This is a genomic window from Alteromonas genovensis (assembly GCF_010500895.1).
Lineage (GTDB): Bacteria > Pseudomonadota > Gammaproteobacteria > Enterobacterales > Alteromonadaceae > Alteromonas > Alteromonas genovensis.
Genome location: NZ_JAAAWO010000003.1, coordinates 156368 through 179902, shown reverse-complemented (window position 1 = coordinate 179902; position 23535 = coordinate 156368). Strand labels below are relative to the sequence as shown.

The 23535-nt window shown below is 45.0% G+C and carries 18 protein-coding genes; 14 read left to right on the top strand and 4 right to left on the bottom strand.

What is annotated here, in order from left to right; genetic code table 11:
- The first annotated feature begins 181 nt into the window (after positions 1-181).
- The 6 genes from grpE to GTQ48_RS05855 all read left to right on the top strand — a co-directional run bounded on the left by grpE (position 182) and on the right by GTQ48_RS05855 (position 8025).
- Positions 182-811, top strand: a complete 630-nt coding sequence (gene grpE / locus GTQ48_RS05880; protein ID WP_163105604.1) for a nucleotide exchange factor GrpE — start codon at positions 182-184, stop codon at positions 809-811.
- Between the two features lie 126 nt (positions 812-937).
- A complete protein-coding gene (gene dnaK / locus GTQ48_RS05875; RefSeq protein WP_163105603.1) occupies positions 938-2866 on the top strand; it encodes a molecular chaperone DnaK in 1929 nt (642 codons plus the stop codon).
- 193 nt (positions 2867-3059) lie between these two features.
- A complete protein-coding gene (gene dnaJ / locus GTQ48_RS05870; RefSeq protein WP_163105602.1) occupies positions 3060-4193 on the top strand; it encodes a molecular chaperone DnaJ in 1134 nt (377 codons plus the stop codon).
- 474 nt (positions 4194-4667) lie between these two features.
- On the top strand, positions 4668-5066 hold the full coding sequence (locus GTQ48_RS05865; RefSeq protein WP_163105601.1) for a DUF3718 domain-containing protein: 399 nt from the start codon (positions 4668-4670) through the stop codon (positions 5064-5066).
- A 393-nt stretch (positions 5067-5459) separates the two neighbouring features.
- Entirely contained in the window at positions 5460-5957 is a 498-nt protein-coding gene (locus GTQ48_RS05860) for a c-type cytochrome (protein WP_163105600.1), read from the top strand.
- 166 nt (positions 5958-6123) lie between these two features.
- Entirely contained in the window at positions 6124-8025 is a 1902-nt protein-coding gene (locus tag GTQ48_RS05855; RefSeq protein ID WP_163105599.1) for a propionyl-CoA synthetase, read from the top strand.
- 34 nt (positions 8026-8059) lie between these two features.
- Here the strand turns inward: GTQ48_RS05855 and GTQ48_RS05850 are convergent, their stop codons facing one another.
- On the bottom strand, positions 8060-8770 hold the full coding sequence (locus tag GTQ48_RS05850; RefSeq protein ID WP_163105598.1) for a cytochrome b/b6 domain-containing protein: 711 nt from the start codon (positions 8768-8770) through the stop codon (positions 8060-8062).
- A gap of 277 nt (positions 8771-9047) precedes the next feature.
- Between GTQ48_RS05850 and dapB the strand changes: the two genes are divergently transcribed.
- The 6 genes from dapB to GTQ48_RS05820 all read left to right on the top strand — a co-directional run bounded on the left by dapB (position 9048) and on the right by GTQ48_RS05820 (position 16485).
- Positions 9048-9851, top strand: coding sequence for a 4-hydroxy-tetrahydrodipicolinate reductase (gene dapB, locus GTQ48_RS05845; RefSeq protein ID WP_163105597.1), 804 nt, complete (start codon positions 9048-9050; stop codon positions 9849-9851).
- A 449-nt stretch (positions 9852-10300) separates the two neighbouring features.
- Entirely contained in the window at positions 10301-11431 is a 1131-nt protein-coding gene (gene carA / locus GTQ48_RS05840; RefSeq protein ID WP_163105596.1) for a glutamine-hydrolyzing carbamoyl-phosphate synthase small subunit, read from the top strand.
- 12 nt (positions 11432-11443) lie between these two features.
- Positions 11444-14665 carry a carbamoyl-phosphate synthase large subunit gene (gene carB / locus GTQ48_RS05835; RefSeq protein WP_163105595.1) on the top strand — a complete coding sequence of 1074 codons (3222 nt, stop codon included), beginning with the start codon at positions 11444-11446 and terminating at the stop codon, positions 14663-14665.
- Positions 14666-14781: 116 nt separating this feature from the next.
- Positions 14782-15258, top strand: coding sequence for a transcription elongation factor GreA (greA, locus tag GTQ48_RS05830; RefSeq protein WP_163105594.1), 477 nt, complete (start codon positions 14782-14784; stop codon positions 15256-15258).
- A gap of 112 nt (positions 15259-15370) precedes the next feature.
- Positions 15371-15910, top strand: a complete 540-nt coding sequence (locus GTQ48_RS05825; RefSeq protein WP_163105593.1) for an NUDIX domain-containing protein — start codon at positions 15371-15373, stop codon at positions 15908-15910.
- Between the two features lie 179 nt (positions 15911-16089).
- Complete coding sequence (locus GTQ48_RS05820) at positions 16090-16485, top strand: DUF3224 domain-containing protein (protein ID WP_163105592.1); 396 nt, start codon at positions 16090-16092, stop codon at positions 16483-16485.
- Between the two features lie 109 nt (positions 16486-16594).
- Here GTQ48_RS05820 and GTQ48_RS05815 read toward each other — a convergent pair whose 3' ends face one another.
- On the bottom strand, positions 16595-17038 hold the full coding sequence (locus GTQ48_RS05815) for an Hsp20 family protein (RefSeq protein ID WP_163105591.1): 444 nt from the start codon (positions 17036-17038) through the stop codon (positions 16595-16597).
- A 533-nt stretch (positions 17039-17571) separates the two neighbouring features.
- Here GTQ48_RS05815 and GTQ48_RS05810 point away from each other — a divergent pair.
- Together GTQ48_RS05810 and pta are read left to right on the top strand one after the other, a co-directional pair.
- Positions 17572-18753, top strand: a complete 1182-nt coding sequence (locus GTQ48_RS05810; protein WP_163105590.1) for an acetate kinase — start codon at positions 17572-17574, stop codon at positions 18751-18753.
- Positions 18754-18779: 26 nt separating this feature from the next.
- Positions 18780-20921, top strand: coding sequence for a phosphate acetyltransferase (pta, locus tag GTQ48_RS05805; RefSeq protein WP_163105589.1), 2142 nt, complete (start codon positions 18780-18782; stop codon positions 20919-20921).
- Between the two features lie 189 nt (positions 20922-21110).
- Here the strand turns inward: pta and lnt are convergent, their stop codons facing one another.
- Positions 21111-22610 carry an apolipoprotein N-acyltransferase gene (lnt, locus tag GTQ48_RS05800; RefSeq protein ID WP_163105744.1) on the bottom strand — a complete coding sequence of 500 codons (1500 nt, stop codon included), beginning with the start codon at positions 22608-22610 and terminating at the stop codon, positions 21111-21113.
- A 43-nt stretch (positions 22611-22653) separates the two neighbouring features.
- Complete coding sequence (corC, locus tag GTQ48_RS05795) at positions 22654-23511, bottom strand: CNNM family magnesium/cobalt transport protein CorC (RefSeq protein ID WP_163105588.1); 858 nt, start codon at positions 23509-23511, stop codon at positions 22654-22656.
- Positions 23512-23535: the final 24 nt, after the last annotated feature.

The following is a 23535-nucleotide window of genomic DNA, read 5'->3' as shown; positions in this document are numbered from 1 at the left end:
GCAGTATTCACGCTGATAAATATTTTTTGAAAAAAAATTAAATTCAAACCACAAAAATTGTGTGGTTACCCTTGATCGCTTACAAACTAACCCCATAAATAAGCGCAACATAGATATTCCCTTTGTTTAGTAATGCTAGCAAATGGGTGTTGCCCAATTTATACAATGTTTGGAGGTAGGCATGAGCGACAGTCGCGACGTGCACGCAGATAAAGAAAACGCAGTTGATGAAACTGTGCAGGCTACTGAAGAAGTAGAAGTTGAAGGCCAAGAAGTTGAAGGTACTGACGCCCCTCAAGATGAAGCTTCACAGCGCATTTATGAGCTAGAGACTGCTTTATCTGAAGCTCAAGCAACGATTAAAGAGCAACAAGACGGCGTACTTCGCGCTCGAGCTGATGCCGACAACGCTCGTCGTCGCGCTGAAGGTGAAGTTGAGAAAGCTCGCAAATTCGCATTAGAGCGTTTTGCCGGCGAGCTTCTGCCTGTTGTTGACAACCTAGAGCGTGCTATCGAACTTTCTGATAGCGACAATGAAGCGGTGAAGCCGCTGCTCGAAGGTGTGGAAATGACCCACAAAAGTTTTATGAGCACTATTGAGAAATTTGGATTAACCCTTATTGATCCGCAGGGCGATACCTTTAACCCTGATTTGCATCAGGCAATGTCGATGCAAGAAAGTGCAGACCACGCGCCAAACACAGTAATGGCGGTGATGCAGAAAGGTTATCAAATTAACGGCCGCTTGCTCCGCCCTGCCATGGTAATGGTATCGCGCGCGCCAAGTGGTGGTGTTGATACGCAAGCGTAAGTTGAACAAACAACGCACAGCGAATTAAGACACAAAAAAGTCAGTTTTTTTACTGACAACTATTGAAAATAGCGGGAATAACCCCACTAATTTAGCAGAATTAAGAAACTTTTCGGAGACACGAAAATGGGTAGAATCATAGGTATCGATTTAGGTACAACAAATTCATGTGTCGCAGTTCTAGACGGCGACAAACCACGCGTACTTGAAAACGCGGAAGGCGATCGTACAACGCCATCAATCATTGCATATACAAATGACGGCGAAACGCTTGTTGGTCAATCAGCGAAGCGTCAGGCAGTAACTAACCCTGAAAATACCGTATTCGCTATCAAGCGTTTAATTGGTCGTCGCTTTAAAGATAAAGAAGTACAGCGCGACATCGACATCATGCCTTACAAAATCGTAGAGGCTGATAACGGTGACGCATGGGTAGAAGCGAAAGGCGAGAAAATGGCGCCTCCTCAGATTTCTGCTGAAGTACTTAAGAAAATGAAAAAGACCGCTGAAGACTATCTTGGCGAAGAAGTGACAGGCGCGGTTATCACTGTACCTGCATACTTTAACGATTCTCAGCGCCAAGCAACTAAAGACGCCGGTCGTATTGCTGGTCTTGAAGTTAAGCGTATTATCAACGAGCCAACTGCTGCTGCTCTTGCCTACGGCATGGACAAAAAGCAAGGCGATAACATCGTTGCCGTATACGACTTAGGTGGTGGTACATTCGATATCTCTATCATCGAAATTGATGAAGTAGATGGCGAGCACACATTTGAAGTACTCGCGACGAACGGTGACACCCACCTAGGTGGTGAAGATTTCGATAACCGTGTTATCAACTATCTTGTTGACGAGTTTAAGAAAGATCAAGGCATCGACCTTCGCAAAGATCCGCTTGCTATGCAGCGTCTTAAAGAAGCCGGTGAGAAAGCGAAAATTGAACTTTCATCTTCACAACAAACAGAGGTTAACCTGCCTTACATCACTGCTGATGGTTCAGGTCCTAAGCATTTAGCGATTAAACTTACTCGCTCTAAGCTAGAGTCTCTTGTTGAAGAGCTAGTTAAAAACTCGCTTGGTCCACTTAAGCAAGCGATTGCTGATTCAGACCTTTCTGTAGGTGAAATCAACGATATCATCTTGGTTGGTGGTCAAACTCGTATGCCTTTGGTTCAAAAGTATGTAACTGAATTCTTTGGCAAAGAGCCACGCAAAGACGTTAACCCTGATGAAGCTGTTGCTGTAGGCGCGGCAATTCAAGGTGGTGTTCTTTCTGGTGATGTTAAAGACGTATTGCTTCTAGACGTTACGCCACTGTCTCTTGGTATTGAAACCATGGGCGGCGTGATGACGGCGCTAATCGAGAAGAACACGACTATTCCAACGAAGAAGTCGCAAACGTTCTCTACAGCAGAAGACAATCAGTCTGCGGTAACAGTACACGTACTACAGGGTGAGCGTAAGCAATCAAGCGGCAACAAGTCTCTTGGTCAGTTCAACCTTGAAGGTATTCGTCCAGCGTCACGCGGTGTACCGCAAATCGAAGTAACCTTCGACCTCGATGCCGACGGTATACTACACGTATCAGCGAAAGACAAAGATACGGGTAAAGAGCAGAAGATCACTATCAAAGCGTCTTCAGGTCTAAGTGACGATGAAGTAGAAAAAATGGTAGCAGATGCTGAAGCGAACAAAGAAGCTGATAAGAAGTTCGAAGAACTCATTCAGGCGCGCAACCAAGCTGACGGCATGATCCACGCTACTCGTAAGCAAATGGAAGAAGTTGGCGATGCATTAAGTGCAGAAGACAAAGCGCCAATTGAAGAAGCATTAAGCGCGCTGGAAACTGCGACCAAAGGCGAAGACAAAGCTGAAATTGAAGCGAAAACGCAGGAACTTATCCAAGCGTCTAGCAAGTTGATGGAAGCTGCGCAAGCGCAACAAGGTGCAGCAGCCGGTGCACAAGAAGGCGCTGAGCCAGAAGCTTCTGCAAAAGGCGACGACGATGTTGTTGACGCTGAGTTTGAAGAAGTAAAAGACGAAGATAAAAAGTAAGCTGTATTGATTAGCCCGGTGCGCCGGGCTGTTTAGCAGTTCAGGCGCATCAGGATTTTCTTGCTGCGCCTTTGTTGTGTAAATGACTTGTCGTTAGCGTATGAGCAGCGCAGGTGATTTTCACAACAGTCAGATGTAGATTTGACAGGCAATTTACATGGCTTGTCGACAATAAGTAGGGTAAGTAAACGATATGTCGAAACGTGACTACTACGAAGTGCTTGGAGTAGATAAAAGTGCTGGCGAACGCGAAATTAAAAAAGCGTACAAAAAGCTAGCGATGAAATATCACCCAGACCGTACTGAGGGTGACAAAGCACTTGAAGTAAAGTTTAAGGAAATTCAAGAAGCTTACGAGATTCTGTCAGATTCACAGAAACGTGCTGCTTACGATCAATATGGTCACGCAGGCGTTGATCCTAACCGCGGTGGTGGTGGCTACGGCGGCGGTGCAGATTTCGGCGACATCTTTGGTGATGTGTTCGGCGATATCTTTGGTGGCGGCGGTCGAGGCGGTCGTCAATCTCGCGCTCGTCAAGGTTCAGACCTTCGATACAACCTTGAACTATCGCTAGAAGAAGCGGTTCGCGGAAAGAGCGTTGATATTCGTGTTCCTGCATTAGCAGAATGTGAAGTGTGCGATGGCTCTGGCGCTAAAAATGGTTCTACACCAAAAACTTGTCCAACGTGTCACGGCAACGGCCAAGTACAGATGCGTCAAGGTTTCTTCGCGGTTCAACAAACCTGTCCTACCTGTTCGGGTAAAGGCAAAATTATTGAAGATCCGTGTAACAGCTGTCACGGACATGGTCGCAAAGAAAAAACAAAAACCCTTAATGTTAAAATACCAGCAGGCGTGGATACGGGTGACCGAATTCGCTTGTCAGGTGAAGGTGAAGCCGGCGAAAACGGCGCGCCAGCAGGCGATTTATATGTTCAAGTACATATTCGCGACCACGAAATTTTTGAGCGTGATGGCAACAACTTGTACTGCGAAGTACCGCTAAGCTTTACCACCGCAGCCCTTGGTGGAGAGTTAGAAGTTCCTACTCTCGACGGTAAAGTGAAGCTGAAGATAAGCCCTGAAACTCAAACTGGTCGTATGTTCCGCCTACGCAGCAAAGGCGTTAAGTCGGTGCGTACCGGCGCGCTAGGCGACTTAATGTGTAAGGTTGTGGTAGAAACACCAGTGAACCTTTCATCTAAGCAGAAAGAGCTATTGCGCGAGCTTGAAGAGTCGATGGGTAAAGCGTCAAGCAAGCATAGCCCTAAAGCACAAGGCTTCTTTGATGGCGTCAAAAAATTCTTTGACGATCTAACTAATTAAATTAGTTAGCTTTTTAGGTGTTAAGTTACTGCCGTAATGCTGGTGAAATTACACACCTCATCATGTTTAAAGGCTTAATGAAATAGCCAAAAACATAGCACGGAAAGATAGCTCAGAAACATAACGATTAAATGCCAGTTAGCCATGCTAACTGGCATTTTTTTGTCTGTAGCCACTGTCTATCTAGGTCAATTTGGTCTAATCAACTCCTCAATTCATACCTTTTGTCCTTACTTTCCTATATTCAATAATTCCCGTTTTTTTGCGGCGCTGATTATTAAGTGGTTGAATTTAATTGATAAATTTCACATTTAAGGCTGGGTGATAATTTTTGGCTTCAACTAAAGTATAGGTTTGAATACTTATATATTGTTCAACATGTTTTTGTTTTTGCGAAGGTGGCGTTTAATACAACTCAAGCAACGACGAGTGAGTTGCAAAAACATTAAACCATTAACCACAGGAACTTTAACCATGTTGAAAATAGTTAAAACCTCTATCATCATCGCAGCATCTACACTTGCTTTCTCTAACGCAGCACGAGCAGACGGCATCAACGATGCACTAGCTAACATCTGTACTATCGTACAGGCTGACGACAAAGGTGAGCTTCGTAAAAAGATGCGTAGTGTACAGTCAGATTACCGTTTGAAACTTCGCGATTATTACGCAGGTGTTTCATGTAACGGACAAAGTCTTATCCGCACGGCGGTAACGAGTAACGCGGTTGAAGTAGGCACGTTATTGGTTAAGAAAATGCCTAGCAAAGACCTTCAGGCGCCAGAAGCAGACGGCAAAACACTTCAAGCGTGGATTGCTGAGCAAGGTTTACAAGACTCACCCATTTCGGCAGAGCTAAACGGTAGAATTTAATCTTCAACCACACTGAATTCATTGCACCACGCTAATAAGCGGTGTGATCACCATTTCAACATGGTAGCGGCATTACGCCGCACTAGAGGCCCCTTTTACGGGGCCTTGCCTTTTTCACTTGCCAACAATTCTCTAACTCTTCGTTTTGAAATTTCTTGTATTGCATAATCCTCAATTTTGCGCATAAACTTTGTTTGCTTCCAACATGCGCTTGGCATGTTCCTAGTTTGTTTCGCCCTATTTTTAGCAATTATCACTTGCGCTTTGAACGGCTCTTCGTCACGATAAATAGGGCCTGCTGGAAACAGCGGGGTCAACAGGCCTTATAAAAATCACCACTGATACCGCAGTGTATAGAAAGCAAATCTCATAGTGTTAAAAAAGGGAACAGGCATGAAACATATAAATAAAGCAATAATCGCAGCCACAGCTTGCATGGCATTTTCAAGTGTTGCGTTTTCTACTAACGCTTTAGCCGTGGAAGTAAAGCCAGCAATGTCGGCAAAGCATGCAAAAGCGGCAACACAATATCGCCAATCAATTTTTCAACTAGTGAAAAGCAATATGGGGCCACTAGGTGGCATGGCAAAAGGTGCATTACCGTTTGATGAGTCTGTAATGCAAACTAACGCTGTGCGATTAGAGCAACTTGCTACCATGATGGGCGACTACTTGTCGGTAGATACTCGAGAATACAACGTAGACACTGGCGCAAAAGATGCTATTTGGGAAAATTTCTCAGATGTTGAAACCAAAATTGCCGCGCTAAAAACTGCTTCTCAAGGCCTACAGAGCGCCGTTGAAGATGGCGATAAAAGTGCATATAGAAATGCCATTGGTAAAATTGGCGCAAGCTGTAAGTCATGTCACGATGACTATAAAAAAGACTAAGTCATTTCATCAAAAGCGAACTCGTTTTTTTGAAAAGCTGGTAGCGGTGCTGCCGGCTTTTTTTTGATTATTAAACAAAAGCTTAACTTATGTAAGCCTGAAGTCTTATAAGCATTCACGACTATACTGAAGTAGTGTAACTACAAACTCTACAACGGATTTGGTTATGAACTACAAAGAAGAATATACAGCCTCAACAACCTCTCCTGAACGCTTTTGGTTAGAAAAAGCTCGCGATATAGAATGGTTTAAAGCGCCTGAAACAGCACTATCTGGCTCAGCAAACGGTTACCAAACGTGGTTCGAAGGCGGGCAGCTCAATACCAGTTACCTTGCGCTTGATCACCATGTTAATGCGGGGAGGGGAGACAAAGCCGCTCTTATCTACGACTCTCCGGTTACCAATACCACGCGAACCTATAGCTACAGTGAATTGCTACAGGAAGTGGCTACTTTTGCAGGCGCGCTTCAAGACCTAGGGGTAGCTAAGGGAGAGCGAGTAATAATTTATATGCCCATGATCCCACAAGCCACTATCGCCATGCTTGCCTGTGCTCGCTTAGGTGCTATTCATTCGGTGGTATTTGGTGGCTTTGCAGCAAATGAATTAGCGGTACGTATAGATGACGCTACACCCTCGTTTATCGTTACTGCGTCTTGCGGCATTGAGGGAACAAAGTTGCTCCCTTATAAACCGTTGGTAGACAGTGCCATTGAGCTTGCCTCTCACAAGCCCAATGGCTGCGTGGTTCTTCAACGGCCACAGCTGCACGCCGAACTCGATTCTACCTTCGATTATGATTGGCATGCTTTAATAAAAACGTGTTCGCCCGTCCCTGCAGTTAAGGTAGACGCAACAGATCCTCTCTACATCCTTTATACGTCTGGCACAACCGGCAAACCCAAAGGTGTAGTACGAGACAATGGTGGTCACGCCGTAGCTCTTTATTATTCTATGGGAGCACTTTACGGTATTGATGAAAACGATGTGTTTTGGGCAGCTTCCGATGTAGGCTGGGTAGTTGGGCATTCTTATATCGTTTATGGACCACTGATAAAAGGTGCTACCTCGGTAATGTATGAGGGTAAACCTGTAGGCACGCCCGATGCAGGGGCATTTTGGAGTATGGTAGAGCGGCATAAAATTAATATTTTATTTGGCGCACCTACCGCTTTTAGAGCTATTCGAAAAGAAGATCCAGAAGGCGAGTTTATCAAACAGTATGACCTTTCCAGCCTGCGAACGATATTTATGGCCGGGGAGCGTTTAGACCCTCCTACGTATTATTGGACGCTAGAGAAAACCAATAAGCCGGTAGTGGATCATTGGTGGCAAACTGAAACGGGATGGCCCATTTGCTCAAACCCAATGGGAATAGAACCAATGCAGACTAAGCCTGGTTCCTCAAGTGTTCCCACTCCAGGCTTCAACGTAAAAGTGCTCAATGGTATTGATAGTGAATCAACACCCGGACAAAAAGGCTCTATTGCCATTCAACTGCCGCTGCCTCCAGGGTGTTTGTCTACTATTTGGCAAGACCACTCTCGGCTAGTCAATGGTTATCTAAGAGAGTTTGAGGGCTACTACAGCACGGGTGACAACGGCTATATCGATGAAGACGGTTACGTGTTTATTATGGGGCGAACCGACGATGTTATCAATGTAGCTGGCCATAGACTTTCTACAGGGGAAATGGAAGAAGTACTTGCTGCACACCCTGCAATAGCTGAATGCAGCGTTATCGGGGTCAACGACGCACTAAAAGGGCAACTCCCTGTGGGGTTAGTTTTGTTAAAAGACGGCGTTGATATTAATGAGGCAGACTTAGAAAAAGAACTGGTTGCTTCGGTAAGAAGCAGCATTGGTCCCGTTGCCTGTTTTAAACGCGCCATTGTTGTTAAGCGTCTGCCAAAAACTAGGTCAGGCAAAATCCTGCGTAAATTATTGCGACAAATAGCTGTAGACGAACCTGTGTCAGTTCCCTCAACCATAGACGACCCGAGCAGCGTTGCTGAAATTGCCACGTTAATGCGTGATAAAGGGCTCGTAGAAGCTGCCGAGGTATAGGGTATAATAATGACGGGCTGGCACTAAAGATAGGCTAGTAATAATACTGGGCGGCAGGGGCCGAGGGTGGTAATACTTCAACCACAACATACACACACGCAGCAGCGACAAGGGCGATGATAATTGCCTTGCCTAATTGAGAGTGTGTTATGCCCTGAGCTTCGCCGTAGTATTGCGCTTCATCTTCAGGCAGAGGCTTTTTACCGCTTATCATTGGCGGCACCAGCTTTTGTCGTTTGTAGAAACCGTAAAATACACTAGCGCCAATGTGCAGCATAATTACATACACCAGTGTATCGAATGACAAATGGTGCAGTGTATTCATGATTGATAAGACATCGTCTTTCGCCATGCTTCGCAAAGGTCCATCAAGAAATATGTCGTCAGTCATAAACAGTCCTGAAACTGCTTGCACCAGCACAAGTGCTATCATAACCACCACAAACCAGCCGCCTAATGGATTGTGTCCAACGGATGGCAAGCTGTCCCTATCAAAGAAAGTCTTTACATACGCGAACACAGCCCCAGGACCTTTTACGAATTGGCTAAATTTGGCGTATCTTGGGCCAAATATCCCCCAAAGCAGCCTGAATATAATCAGACCCAACGTAAAATAACCAATATAGAAATGCCACTGCACGGCATCGTCAAGTAACTCAGCGGTCACGTATTGAGCCAAAATACTCAGCACCAATAGCCAGTGAAAAAGTCGAGTGGGCAAATCCCAGATAAGCCTTTTTTTCATAAGAGGTGTTCTTTTATGTTTAAGTAGATAAGAGGACGCTTTTCTGTATCGTATCGACTCTGCGCTTAAAATTCGAGTTTGAACTGATAAAAATAACAATGTGGGCGAGGCTGATAAACATTATGACCTGCAAAGCAGCCTTCTATGTAAGCTCTATGCGATCGTCTATATGTACTGTTAACGATGATATCACCTCAATTAATCTAACAATCGCATTGCATTAGTGAATGCATTTGGCAGAATGTGAACAAGTTTAGAATTATTTAAAAGATTAAACATGAAAGTAGGACTATTTGGCGCGAATGGGCGCATGGGTAGGGTGTTAATTGAAGCCCTCGACCTAAGTGAAAATGCAGACCTAAGTGTCGCTACAGTAAGAGATGACTCACCTTGGGTGGGTATGAATGTAGGCGAGTTGGCAGGCATTGGTAAAAAGCCAGTGAATTGTTCCGGGTTTTCATCATTATCAAAGGATGATGCCGACGTCATGATCGACTTCACATTGCCATCTATTATCGAGACTAATTTAACCTGGTGCGTTAAAAATAAAACACCCGTGGTAATAGGCACTACCGGGCTTAACCAAGCGCAGTTGGCAGCGTTAGACGAAGCAGCAAAGCATATCCCTATCGTATTTGCTGCAAATTACAGTGTTGGCGTAAATTTAATGCTGTCGCTAGTAAAGCAAGCGGCTAGCGTGTTAGGTGAAACGGCAGACATTGAAATAACCGAAGCCCACCATAGATTTAAACAAGACGCACCATCAGGCACAGCCATGGCAATTGGTGAGGCCATTGCAGACGAACTTGGAAGAGACTTAAGTACCTGCGCAGTTTATGGTCGTGAGGGCAAAGAGCCTGAAAGAGACCAAGGCACCATTGGCTTTGCTACGGTCAGAGCCGGTGATATTGTGGGCGAGCACACTGCGCTTTTCGCTGATATTGGCGAGCGTTTAGAAATTACGCATAAAGCATCGAGTCGACTTACTTTCGCTAAAGGTGCGGTTCATGCTGCAAAGTGGTTGTGTGGTCAAAAACCTGGACTATACTCCATGACTGACGTTTTAAATTTAAAGCTTTAATTTGAAGCTTTCAATAGCTATGGGCCTGTTGCTTATCTTCTGCCTACGCTAAAAAAGCAACATAATGAGTACCGCGCAAACCCAGTTTGGGCTTGAACGCTGCCTACTTGAACAGCGACGGCTAGGGCATGAGTTGAGCGTTGAATGAGCAGTGCGAGCGTTATTTAAACGCTAAGCCGTACTTTCAGTGGTTCTGCGCAAAAAAGCGATGTTAAGGGCTATTTTAATAAATTATTACAAATAAATTAGACATTTTCGGTGAGTAATGTATACTCGCCGGAATTTGCCAGAATTTCGAATTCTTAGCGAGTAAATCGGCTGGAGAGCACGTATTTATTAGCTGCAAAGATCGTGAAACGGGATGTATTGTTTTCATTACCTCCCGTTTTTTGTGGGGTTTGTGCAAAAAACTGCACAAACACATAGTTATCCTTAATCTGGAGGTTGACTTGGCTCATTCTGCCCTTTTGGTGTTAGAGGACGGTTCTGTTTTTAAAGGTACTGCTATTGGTGCCGCTGGCTGTTCCGTTGGGGAAGTTGTTTTCAACACTTCCATGACAGGCTATCAAGAAATTCTTACCGACCCATCTTACGCTGAACAAATCATTACCCTTACCTATCCACACATTGGCAACACCGGCACTAATTCTGAAGACGTTGAAGCAGATAAAATCTGGTCAAAAGGTCTTATTATTCGCGATTTGCCGCTCGTTGCTAGTAACTATCGTCAACAACAAACTCTATCTGAATACCTCAAAGCGAAAGGCATTGTTGGTATAGCAGATATTGATACCCGTCGTTTAACTCGAATTCTTCGAGATAAAGGCGCGCAAAATGGTTGTATCATTTGTACTGATGAATTAGACGAGTCTAGTGCGTTAGAGCAAGCCAAAGCATTCCCGGGTCTTAAAGGCATGGATTTGGCAAAGGTAGTGAGTATTACCCAACCAAAAACATGGACAGAAGGAAGCTGGGAGCTTGGTAAAGGCTACGTAACTCCAAGTGAAGGCAAATATCATGTGGTAGCTTACGACTACGGTGTTAAACACAACATCCTTCGTATGCTTGCCGACCGCGGTTGCAAAATTACTTTGGTACCAGCGCAAACACCTGCTGATGACGTGCTTGCTATGAGTCCAGATGGGGTATTCCTATCAAACGGACCAGGCGACCCAGAGCCATGTGATTACGCTATTTCAGCAATCAAAACCATTGTAGAAACGGGTATTCCAGTGTTTGGTATTTGCTTAGGACACCAGCTACTAGCGCTTGCCAGCGGTGCGACTACTGCCAAAATGAAATTTGGTCACCATGGTGCGAATCACCCGGTTAAAGATCTAAAGCGTAACGTGGTTATGATCACCAGCCAAAACCACGGTTTTGCTGTTGATGAATCTAGCTTGCCAGATAACCTAGAAATCACCCACGTTTCATTGTTCGATAAGTCGTTGCAGGGTATTCACCGCACCGACAAGCCAGCGTTTAGTTTTCAGGGGCACCCTGAAGCAAGCCCAGGCCCTCACGAAGCGGCGCCATTATTCGACCACTTCATTGAACTTATTGAACAACACAAGCAGTAGGAATTAGCCAACATGCCAAAACGTACCGACATAAAAAGTATTCTTATTATAGGTGCTGGCCCTATTGTAATCGGCCAGGCCTGTGAATTTGATTATTCAGGCGCTCAAGCGTGTAAAGCGCTGCGTGAAGAAGGTTACCGCGTCATTCTGGTTAACTCTAACCCAGCGACGATAATGACCGACCCCGAGATGGCAGATGCCACTTACATCGAGCCAATTCACTGGGAAGTAGTACGCAAAATAATTGAGAAAGAGCGTCCAGATGCCATCCTTCCTACTATGGGGGGGCAAACGGCACTCAACTGCGCACTCGAGTTAGACAAGCACGGTGTGCTTGAAGAGTTTGGTTGCGAGCTTATCGGTGCGACTGCTGATGCTATCGATAAAGCTGAAAACCGCGAACGTTTCGACAAGGCAATGAAGAACATTGGGCTTGAGTGTCCACGTGCTGAAATTGCTCACTCCATGGATGAAGCCCATGACGTGCTTAGCCGCATTGGCTTCCCATGTATTATTCGTCCCTCGTTTACTATGGGCGGAACCGGTGGCGGTATCGCTTACAACATTGACGAATTCAACGAAATTTGTACCCGAGGTCTCGACCTTTCACCTACAAGCGAACTGCTCATTGACGAGTCGTTGCTAGGATGGAAAGAATATGAGATGGAAGTGGTTCGCGATAAAGCAGACAACTGCATTATTGTTTGTACCATTGAGAATTTCGACCCCATGGGTGTTCACACTGGCGACTCGATTACTGTTGCGCCAGCACAAACTTTGACTGACAAAGAATTCCAAATTATGCGAAATGCTGCCATGGCGGTACTTCGTGAAATTGGTGTTGAGACTGGCGGTTCAAACGTTCAGTTTGGTGTCGACCCTAAAACAGGGCGCTTGGTTATCATCGAAATGAACCCTCGCGTATCCCGCTCTTCTGCGTTGGCGTCTAAAGCGACAGGTTTCCCTATTGCTAAAGTAGCTGCCAAGCTTGCGGTAGGTTATACCCTTGATGAGTTAGCGAATGACATCACTGGTGGTTTAACGCCGGCGTCTTTCGAACCGTCTATCGATTACGTTGTGACCAAAATTCCACGCTTTAACTTCGAAAAGTTCGCCGGTGCAAATGACCGTTTAACTACGCAGATGAAGTCTGTTGGTGAAGTCATGGCCATTGGACGTAACCAGCAAGAGTCATTGCAAAAAGCATTGCGTGGATTGGAAGTGGGCGCTAACGGCCTGAACTCCATGGTGGATTTAGACGATTCTGAATCACGTAACAAAGTGATTTACGAATTGCGTCAACCCGGTGCTGAGCGCATTTGGTATATTGGCGACGCGTTCCGCATGGGCATGAGCGTTGATGAAGTGTTCGATTTAACCAACATCGATCGTTGGTATTTGGTGCAGCTAGAAGACTTGATTAAACACGAAGCTCAGATTGCTGAACTTGGATTGCCTGGCATAGACACAGACCTTATGCGCACACTTAAGCGTAAAGGTTTCTCAGATTCTCGTCTTGCAGAACTTACCAAAGTAGCTGAAAGCGACGTGCGTGAAACGCGCAGAGAGTTCGGTATTGCGCCCGTGTATAAGCGTGTTGATACCTGTGCTGCTGAATTTTCTACCAGCACTGCCTACATGTACTCAACCTATGATGAAGAGTGTGAGGCCAACCCAACAGACCGTGACAAAATTATGGTTATTGGCGGCGGACCGAACCGTATTGGTCAAGGAATTGAGTTTGATTACTGTTGTGTTCACGCGGCCTTATCAATGCGTGAAGATGGTTACGAAACCATTATGGTTAACTGTAACCCAGAAACGGTTTCTACCGATTATGACACTTCTGACCGCTTGTATTTCGAGCCAGTCACTCTTGAAGATGTGCTTGAAATTGTTGAAAAAGAGAAGCCAAAAGGCGTCATTGTTCAGTACGGTGGCCAAACGCCACTTAAACTTGCGCGTGCCCTTGAAGCCGCGGGTGTACCAATTATGGGTACCTCACCTGATGCGATTGACCGCGCGGAAGACCGTGAGCGTTTCCAGCAGATGGTTAATAAGTTGAATTTAAAGCAGCCTGCTAACTCAACGGTTACCAATGTAGAGCAAGCACTAGCGATGGCCGAAGAAATTGGCTTCCCGTTAGTCGTTAGGCCTTCTTACGTACTGGGTGGTCGTGCAATGGAAATTGTTTACGACATCAAAGATCTAAAGCGCTATCTAAACGAAGCGGTGAAAGTATCGAACGACGCCCCAGTATTGCTAGACCGATTCCTTGATGATGCCATTGAAGTTGATATTGATGCCATCTGCGACGGTAAAGAGGTGGTTATCGGCGGTATTATGGAGCATATCGAGCAGGCGGGTGTTCACTCTGGTGACTCTGCATGTTCATTGCCGCCACACTCACTGTCAGCAGGAATTCAAGACACCATGCGTGAACAGGTTCGTGCAATGGCCCTTGAGCTTGGCGTAATCGGTTTAATGAATACCCAGTTCGCGATTAAAGACGGTGAAGTTTACCTTATCGAAGTTAACCCACGTGCTGCACGCACGGTTCCTTTTGTCTCTAAGGCAACTGGCGTTCCGTTAGCAAAAGTGGCAGCACGCGCCATGGCTGGCGTTAGCTTAGCTGAGCAAGGGGTTACCAAAGAGATTATTCCACCGTTTTACTCTGTGAAAGAAGTGGTTCTGCCATTCGCGAAGTTCCAAGGTGTTGATCCACTATTAGGCCCAGAAATGCGCTCTACAGGTGAGGTTATGGGTGTTGGCGATACGTTTGAAGAGGCGTATGCCAAAGCGAACTTAGGTGCTGGTGCGCCACTGCCGAAAAGCGGCAAAGCACTCATTTCTGTTCGTGACACTGATAAAGGCAAAATCATTGAGCTTGCAAGAGCGCTGGTTGACGCAGGGTTTACTGTTGAAGCTACCCGCGGTACAGCGACGACGCTGTACGATGCAGGCATTATGAGTTCAGTAGTGAATAAGTTGTCTGAAGGACGCCCTAACATTGTTGATGCGATTAAAAACGGCGAGTATGCCTATTTAATCAATACAACAGAAGGTCGTCAGGCAATCACAGATTCAGTGTACATTCGCCGTGAAGCGTTACTGAATAAGGTAACCTATACCACGACAATGAACGCTGCGTTTGCGACTATCAGAGCAAAATCCGCAGACGATAGAAACAAAGTCGCCTCTGTTCAAGAACTACACGCTCGAATTAATCACTAATGACATGAGCTAGGATACGAGGTATCCTAGCTTTATTACATTTGTGTGAATATATAAAAGTGCGCCCTTAGGGCGCATTTTTCAGTTTAAATATTACGTTAGTCGAGACTGTATTTATGAGTCAGTACCCAATGACCGCGCATGGCGCCCAAATGCTGCGCGATGAGCTAAACGAACTTAAAACCAAAACACGTCCTCGTATTATTGCGGACATTGCAGATGCCCGTGAACACGGCGATTTGAAAGAAAACGCTGAGTATCATGCTGCAAGAGAGCAACAGAGCTTTTGCGAAGGCCGTATTCAAGACATCGAAGGTAAGCTGTCGAACGCGCAAATCATCGATGTTACTAAAATGGAAAATACGGGCAAAGTTATCTTTGGTACTACAGTAACTATCCTCAATGTAGATAGCGAAGAAGAAACGACATATCGCATTGTTGGCGATGATGAAGCTGATATTAAAAATAACCTTATCTCAGTAAATTCACCAATCGCTCGCGGGTTAATTGGTAAAGAGTTAGATGATACAGTAAACATTCAAACGCCTGCTGGCAGTGTTGAAGTTGAAATTATCGAAGTAGAGTATATTTAGCGTCAGCGTAGTGTTATCCAAGTAGATAGAATAATGTAAACGCCGAGCTTAAAAACTCGGCGTTTTTGTTTATGCCAGTCACTTAGCATCTCAGGCTTATATAAGGGGATATATGAAAGATATAGAAACGCTAGACAGCAAAGTGGTATACCAGAATAAATGGCTTACATTAAGAGAAGATAAAATTCTACGCGCCAGTGGCAAAGAAGGCATTTACGGGGTAGTAGAAAAGCCTGATTTTGCGATTATTATTCCCATCGATAAAGATCATGTCTATTTGGTGGAACAGTACCGATATACCATTGGCAAACGACAAATAGAGTTTCCTCAAGGGGCATGGGAAGACAATCCCAACGCTTCACCACTAACGCTTGCTGCTGGTGAGCTAAGAGAAGAGACAGGCCTTAGAGCTGGCAAAATGGAATATGTGGGTTTTCAATATCTCGCTTACGGATTTTGTAATCAGGGCTACCACATCTTTTTAGCCTCTGAGTTGAGCCAAGGAAAGCAAGAGCTCGACAGTGAGGAAGAAGACCTTAAGGTACTCAAGATGCCCATTGAAGAATTCAAAAACAAAATCATCGCTGGCGAAATTCAAGATGCCTCTAGCTGTAATGCATTCGGCTTGGCCACATTAAAGGGCTTTATATAATACAACTTACGCAAATCACGCCAGTGGAAAACATGGTTATTGGTTGTTTCTCGTTGTTGCAGTAATGAGATAAAAAGTAAATAAAATCCTCCGGTTACTATTGGTAACATATTCAGTATTGCTTTTTGTTAACTATTTTTAATAATATGGTTGCAAGCGAATTATCAAGCGAGTCAATCATGAACGGCGAAGGCATTTTTACTATTACACAATGGAATGAAGAGATAATAAAAGAGAAGTGTGAACAGGTGAAAACTGTGCACGCCAGCGTTGTTCAAGCCTACGAAGGTGATATGAAGGGAGAAGGTCACGTTGAGTTCATCATGAGCTACAAAAGTGGTATTAGTGCATGTTTTGTTGGCTTTGAAGAGTTTATCGGTGTGATTGACGGGCGACGAGGCACCGTTACGTTTAAACACGATGGTTCGTTTAAATGCGGTGTTGCTAGCAGCACATTTACCGCTGTTACTGAGACGGCAACCGGAGAGCTTTCCGGCGTTAACCTTTCTGGGCACTTCACTTCGTCTGAGTCTGGTAAAGCGAACTATTCGTTTACTAAGCAAGGTAATGAATAATTAGCTCGAATTTATTTTTCCCTTTTGTTCTTTCCCTTTTTATACCAAACATAAAAAACGGCGCCCACACAGCGCCGTTTCAAACAGGGAAACACACAATATTAAAAAATTAGTTCTCTATAAGCTTCGAACCAATCTCAATTGTTCGTGGTTTCTTCGCATCAGGAATGACTCGCTCCATATCGATATGTAGGAGGCCATTTTCCATATCGGCGGCCAACACTTTTACATGGTCACCTAATTGGAATTTTCGTTCAAAATTACGTTCAGAAATTCCCTTATGAAGATACTTCCGCTCGCTATTATCGTTACTGTCGGCTCTTTTGTTGCCGGTAATGGTAAGCGTGTTTTCTTCAACTTGAATAGACACATCTTCTTTACTAAAACCAGCAATGGCCATAGTAACGCGGTACTTGTCGTCGCTCAGCAACTCAATGTTGTAAGGCGGGTAAGTACTTTGCTTTTCAGAGCGCGCTGCGGCGTCTACAAGTGATGCAAGGTGGTCTGAACCAATGAATGAACGGTATAGTGGAGATAGATCGATATTACGCATAGTCATATCCTTAAAATAAAGCAATATGTTAAAAAATGATGCCCCGACATGCGGCGGCAGTATTGTCGACCTGACCTTTCAGCGCCGACATAACAGATATGGGATTCGCCAAATGCTTTTCAAGAAAAAAAGTGAATTTATTTTATATAAAAGTCGATAAAGATTCTAAATTACTGATTTTTAAGAGTTAAATTTTAATGTTTTTGTTGGTTTTTTCTATTTTTTTACTGGGATGTGTCGTTTGCGCTGCTAGCGATATCTTATATGAGCTTTTATACGAGCTCTCATACAAGCACTCTCATTTACGCGCTCTGTCAACACATTCATTCACGCTTCATTCCCACACTCCTTGATGCTCTTTTAGCAGTGAGTAAAGTACATAACTCGCTGAGTGTTAGAATAAATTTGTTTATCAAAATGAAAGGTTTGTGACACATCTTATAAAACATTTAGCAAACCATTAACCAACGTCGTTGATTATAAATGCTACAATTCCATCACACTCACCGTTTAACCTTTATACGAATAAATTCATGAAAAAAGAAGTTGTTGTTTTAAATTGTGGCAGTTCTTCCGTTAAATTCGCCATTATTGATGCTAATACTGGCGAAGCTGGTTTATCCGGTTTAGTCGAAAGCTTGGGTAACCTTGATGCAAGCATCACTTACAAATTAAATGGCAATAAAACGTCGTTCTCATTAAGTGCCAACGCAGGTCATACCGAGGCGCTTAATGCTATTTCAACAATCATTGAAGATACCGGGGTTAAACCTGTTGCGGTGGGGCACCGGGTGGTACATGGCGGTGAAAAATTTAAGCAGGCTGCATTGGTTAATGACGAGGTATTAGCGGCAGTTAAAGACTACGCCAGTATGGCGCCGCTTCATAATTTAGCTAATGCAAAAGGTGTTGTTACGGCGCAAAAAGCGTACCCTCACTTACCTCATGTATGCGTATTTGATACCTCGTTTTTTCAAACCATGCCGCAAAAAGCGTTCATCTATGCGCTTCCTATGGACCTCTACAGAGACCATGGAATACGCCGATATGGTTTCCATGGCACCAGTCATAAATTTATTCTGGATAGCACGGCGTCACTGCTTAATAAGCCGGTCGAAGAGACAAGTGTTATCAGCGCTCACTTAGGAAACGGTTGCAGCGTAGCAGCAATTGAAAAAGGCCAGGCTGTAGATACAAGTATGGGCTTTATTCCTCTAGAGGGCTTAGTGATGGGCACTCGATGCGGTGACTTAGATCCTAGCCTTCCAGGTACGCTTCAGAAAAAATTAGGCAAAACAGCTGATGAAATTAGTGACTTATTAAATAAAGAGTCTGGTTTATTAGGCATATCAGAGCTTAGTAACGACTGTAGAACGTTGGAAGAAGAAGCTGAGAAAGGGCATGAAGGGGCAAAACTTGCTATCGAAATATTCTGCTATCGCTTAGCGAAATATATTGCGGGTTACCTTATTGCAGTGCCTTCCTTAGATGCCATTGTGTTCACTGGCGGTATTGGTGAAAATTCGTCACTTATTCGAGAAACCACTATGGGTTATTTCGCGCACATGGGCGTCACAATTGACCAACAAAAGAATCTCGACGCACGGTTTGGCAAGGGAGGCGAGATAACTGCTCCCTCATCTCAAAAGACCGTTTTCGTTGTACCCACGAATGAAGAGTGGGTGATTGCTGCTGAAGCGGCAACGTTCGCTTAAAAATGCCGTAAAAAGCAGGAGAAATTATGTCTCGTAAAATTATGCTGATCCCAGTTGGTTCAAGCGTTGGGCTTACAACAGTCAGCATGGGCCTTGTTCGCGCTATTGAAGAACAGGGCATTAAGCTCAACTTTTTTAAACCTGTAGCACAGCCTCGCCGCGGTGACAAAGGCGAAGAGCGCTCAACCGCTATTATTGCCCATCACGCCAGCGTAACGCCGATTACACCGTTTACCCTCGACTATGTCGAGCGAATGATCAGTAACGATAATACTGACGAATTGTTGGAAGACATTATTGAGCGCTTTGAGAATAACAGCGAACAAGATGCCGTCACGGTTATTGAAGGCTTGGTAACGACTAGGCACCACCCTTACGCTGAGCGATTGAACTTAGAAATCAGTCGCGCCCTTGATGCCGATATTGTATTCGTGGCGGTTCCCGGTAACGACGATACCGTTGATATTAACCACAGACTAGAAATTGTAGTGGATACCTACGGCGGGCATAAAAGTCGGAAGGTAGTAGGGTGTATTTTTAACAAAGTTAATGCCCCGTTTGACGAGCATGGCCGTTTGCGCGCAGATATCGGTGTTGTAGATAAGCCAGAGCACGATGAAGCTCGCTCAGCCGCGCTTAAAAATTTGCCCATTTTCAAAAAAGGGTTAAGTCTGCTTGGAAATGTAGACTGGAGCGCCGAGCTAGTCTCTCCCCGCGCTATCGACGTTGCTAAGCACCTCAACGCCACCTCACTCAATGAGGGTGACATGGCCAAGCGCCGACTCAGTAGCGTGACGTTTTGTGGACGAGAAATTCACAATATGACTCATGCGCTAAAGCCGGGAGCATTATTGGTGCTGTCTGGCGATAGAAGCGATGTTTTTGTGTCGTGCTGCCTTGCTGCATTAAATGGTACAAAGCTGGGCGCGCTGCTACTTACCGGCGGCTATGAGCCCGATGAGAACATAGCGGCTTTATGTAGCCAAGCCATGGAAACGGGGTTGCCCGTAATGTTAGTTAATACTAACACATGGCAAACCGCCCAGAACTTGCATACGTTTAATCAAGAAGTGCCGGTAGACGATAGTCAGCGCATTGAAAAAGTGATGGTGCATACCGCTGAAAGTTTAGATGCAGAATGGGTAACCTCGCTTACCGATAAAGTATCACGGCAGCGTAAGCTGTCACCGTCGGCATTTAGATATTACCTCACCAACCGTGCTAGACAGGTTAATAAGCGAATAGTGCTGCCAGAAGGTAATGAGCCTCGTACTGTTGTTGCGGCCTCAATATGTGCGAGCCGAGGCTTGGCAAGACCCGTACTATTAGGTGATGATACCGAAATTCGACGGATTGCAGAGCAACAGGGCGTGGTGTTAAGCGATGGCGTTGAGATTTTATCGCCTGAGCAGGTTCGCGGCGAATACGTAGAAGGTCTTGTGGCACTTCGCGGGCACAAAGGCGTTACCGACGTGGTGGCCAACGAATTACTTCAAGACAACGTGACCCTTGGCACTATGATGCTTCAACAAGACCATGTTGACGGGCTTGTTTCAGGGGCTGTTAATACTACCGCTAATACTATTCGTCCTGCGCTGCAGTTAATTAAAACGGCGGAAAGTGCCTCGTTGGTGTCATCAGTATTTTTTATGCTGCTGCCCGATCAGGTATTGGTCTACGGTGATTGCGCTATCAACCCAGACCCCAATGCACAACAGCTGGCAGATATTGCGATACAGTCTGCCACATCAGCGCAAATGTTTGGCATTGAGCCGAGAGTGGCGATGATAAGCTATAGTACCGGAACATCTGGCGCAGGAAGCGATGTAGAAAAAGTGCGTGAAGCAACTGCGATTGCCCAATCGATGAGACCAGACCTTCTTATCGACGGTCCGCTTCAATATGACGCAGCTGCAATTGAAAGTGTTGGTAAAAGCAAAGCGCCAAATAGCCCAGTAGCAGGAAAAGCAAATGTGTTTGTGTTCCCCGACTTAAACACGGGAAACACTACATACAAAGCGGTACAGCGTAGTTTTGATTTAGTCTGTATCGGCCCAATGCTGCAAGGCATGCGTAAGCCGGTGAACGACCTAAGTCGCGGTGCGTTAGTTGATGACATTGTATTTACCATTGCATTAACGGCTATTCAGGCAAAAGGCAACAGCTAATTAAGAGCTTCTATCAGAGGCTCAAATAAGCGCGTAGAAGATAAGCACGCAGCAAAGATTGTGCTACAGCACAGTGCATAGATAACGAATAGGGCTACGTCTTTAGGTGTCTACCCTTTCGTATATTAGTTAGCTGCACGTTCCTTGGCAACCGATATGTATGTTGACGAGCGAACAGTGTAGCTATGCTTATGATTTTCGCAAACGCCACGCACAAATAAACAACACCAGTACTAACAACCCAACGCCAAAGTCTTGCAAGTGGTAGTAGGGGGTAAACCCTGTGGTGGCAATAACGGGCGCACTAATATTGGCGGACTCAAACTGGGGCAGCCTTCCATCAATCCTACCTTTGTGATCAATAAACGCAGTAATACCATTGTTGGTAGCTCGCAACACCGGCCTGCCTAACTCCAATGCTCGCATTTGGGCTATTTGAAGGTGTTGAGCTGGGCCGTGAGAATTACCAAACCAAGCATCGTTACTCACGGTAACTATCATATCGGTATCGCTGTTTATGTTCGCAGTCACTTGGCGTGGAAAGGCAATTTCAAAGCAAATAGCGGGCGCAAGGTGAATGCCGTTGGCTACTAAGTTTTGCTGCTGAAAGTCTCCTCTAGAAAATGACGACATGGGTAAATCAAAAATAGGGGCTAAAGGGCGAAGCAGCGATTCAAAAGGCACAACCTCTCCAATAGGCAATAGGTGATGTTTCGAAAAGCGATTGTTATGAAAATACTGATAGTCTGGGTAAGCCGCGTCTGGCGTTTTTTTACCAAGTACAATTAAATTGTTCCAAGCCTCATCGGTTTCCCAGTTAAAGTTAACGATACCCGTGATGAGGGCCGTGTCTTCGACAAAGGCTCTTTCGTTTAACTGCGTTAAATAAGGCTGCGCGAGTGGCTCAAGCTTGGGCACCGCAGCTTCAGGCCAAATGATCAGGTCGCTATCCCACACCGTTTCCGTTAACGATAAGTACTTTTCCATGGTAGATGCGTCTTGCTCTGGCACCCAGCGAAGGCTTTGAGGAATATTTCCTTGTACCATGGCCACAGAATAACTTTTCGTTGGGCTTACCCAGGTGTGCTGGTGCAATAAAATACCGCTAATCAGCAAGCTTGCGGTTATAGCACTAGCCGATAGTAAGGTACGTTTGCTGTTAATGATGGCAAGCGATGCAGCAATAACAACAAGCAGAGCAGTGATACCCGTTTCACCAATAATGGGTGCGAACCCTGCTAGTGGGCTATTAATTTGGCTGTAACCTAAAGATAGCCAAGGAAAGCCTGATAACATCCAGCTTCGCAGCCACTCGGCAAGCACCCAAAATAGGGGTAATGCTAAAGGCCATAATTGCGGTTTAACACATTTAGCCGTCAGCTTAAAAGCGAGAGCAGGATATAACGCTAAATAGCCGCAAAGTAGCGCCATTAGCCCCACAGAGGCAATTAACGGCAGGCCACCGAAGTCTGCAATACTCACATGTACCCAGCTTATACCCGCGCCAAACCACGCCATGCCAAACAGCCATCCTGCAAAAAAGGGTGTGTGTTTTAATTTAATGATTTGTCGTATCGCAATAGCAAATGCTGGGATAGTGAGCGCCCACATGGAGAAGGGCGCAAAAGCTAGCGTAAGACTCAGACCGCTTACAATAAGCAGCAAATAAGGAATAGCGCGTTTTAGCATGGGTAGTTTTAGCATAGACGTAGACAACGCCTATGCTCCCTATTTATTCGAGAGAGGGCACCGATATCTTCAATTGAATTAAGCGACGTTTATCAGAGTTAGTCACTTTGAAGTGAATATCGCTAATTGTAACTTCTTCGCCAGTTTCAGGCATATGACCAAAGGCTTTTAGCACAATGCCACCAATGGTATCGGCTTCTTCTTCACTAAAGCTGGTTTCAAAAAATTCGTTAAAATCGTCTACAGGGGTTAATGCTTTTACTGAGTAGGTCGATTTATTTAGCGGGCGGATATCATCCGTACCGTCTTCTTCAATATCAAATTCGTCTTCAATTTCACCGACGATTATCTCTAAGATATCTTCGATAGTGACAAGACCCGATACGCCGCCGTATTCATCAACCACAATAGCCATATGATAGCGCTGCTGCCTGAACTCTTTTAGCAGTACGTCTACACGCTTACTCTCAGGAACAATGACCGCAGGGCGCAGTATATCGCGAAGGTTGAAGTTCTTTTCGGTGTTGAAAGCGAAGGAGAGAAGATCTTTAGCGAGTAAAATCCCTTCTATGTGGTCTTTATCTTCGCTAATAACGGGAAAACGTGAGTGAGCGGACTCGAGCATGATAGGAAGAAACTCTTCCACTTTTTGCTCAACATCGATAGTGGACATTTGGGCGCGAGGGATCATGATATCTCTTACACGCATTTCGTTAACCCCAATAACCCCTTCAATCATTTCACGGGTTTGTGGGTCAATTATTTCATTTTGTTCCGCATCGGTAATAACTGCTACCAATTCTTGTCTATTTTTCGGCTCGCCAGAAATCGAATTTTTTAGTTTATCTAACCAACTCTTGCCTGATGAGCCGTTGGTAGAGTGGGGGTTGTCGTCGCTCATAATATCCATTTTATAGTTTGTTCA

What these genes read in the sequence shown, in the direction of transcription:
- grpE (WP_163105604.1), top strand. Translation starts at nt 182, where the DNA reads ATGAGCGACAGTCGCGACGTGCACGCAGATAAAGAAAACGCAGTTGAT.
- dnaK (WP_163105603.1), top strand. Translation starts at nt 938, where the DNA reads ATGGGTAGAATCATAGGTATCGATTTAGGTACAACAAATTCATGTGTC.
- dnaJ (WP_163105602.1), top strand. Translation starts at nt 3,060, where the DNA reads ATGTCGAAACGTGACTACTACGAAGTGCTTGGAGTAGATAAAAGTGCT.
- GTQ48_RS05865 (WP_163105601.1), top strand. Translation starts at nt 4,668, where the DNA reads ATGTTGAAAATAGTTAAAACCTCTATCATCATCGCAGCATCTACACTT.
- GTQ48_RS05860 (WP_163105600.1), top strand. Translation starts at nt 5,460, where the DNA reads ATGAAACATATAAATAAAGCAATAATCGCAGCCACAGCTTGCATGGCA.
- GTQ48_RS05855 (WP_163105599.1), top strand. Translation starts at nt 6,124, where the DNA reads ATGAACTACAAAGAAGAATATACAGCCTCAACAACCTCTCCTGAACGC.
- GTQ48_RS05850 (WP_163105598.1), bottom strand. Translation starts at nt 8,770, where the DNA reads ATGAAAAAAAGGCTTATCTGGGATTTGCCCACTCGACTTTTTCACTGG.
- dapB (WP_163105597.1), top strand. Translation starts at nt 9,048, where the DNA reads ATGAAAGTAGGACTATTTGGCGCGAATGGGCGCATGGGTAGGGTGTTA.
- carB (WP_163105595.1), top strand. Translation starts at nt 11,444, where the DNA reads ATGCCAAAACGTACCGACATAAAAAGTATTCTTATTATAGGTGCTGGC.
- greA (WP_163105594.1), top strand. Translation starts at nt 14,782, where the DNA reads ATGAGTCAGTACCCAATGACCGCGCATGGCGCCCAAATGCTGCGCGAT.
- GTQ48_RS05825 (WP_163105593.1), top strand. Translation starts at nt 15,371, where the DNA reads ATGAAAGATATAGAAACGCTAGACAGCAAAGTGGTATACCAGAATAAA.
- GTQ48_RS05820 (WP_163105592.1), top strand. Translation starts at nt 16,090, where the DNA reads ATGAACGGCGAAGGCATTTTTACTATTACACAATGGAATGAAGAGATA.
- GTQ48_RS05815 (WP_163105591.1), bottom strand. Translation starts at nt 17,038, where the DNA reads ATGCGTAATATCGATCTATCTCCACTATACCGTTCATTCATTGGTTCA.
- GTQ48_RS05810 (WP_163105590.1), top strand. Translation starts at nt 17,572, where the DNA reads ATGAAAAAAGAAGTTGTTGTTTTAAATTGTGGCAGTTCTTCCGTTAAA.
- pta (WP_163105589.1), top strand. Translation starts at nt 18,780, where the DNA reads ATGTCTCGTAAAATTATGCTGATCCCAGTTGGTTCAAGCGTTGGGCTT.
- lnt (WP_163105744.1), bottom strand. Translation starts at nt 22,610, where the DNA reads ATGCTAAAACGCGCTATTCCTTATTTGCTGCTTATTGTAAGCGGTCTG.
- corC (WP_163105588.1), bottom strand. Translation starts at nt 23,511, where the DNA reads ATGAGCGACGACAACCCCCACTCTACCAACGGCTCATCAGGCAAGAGT.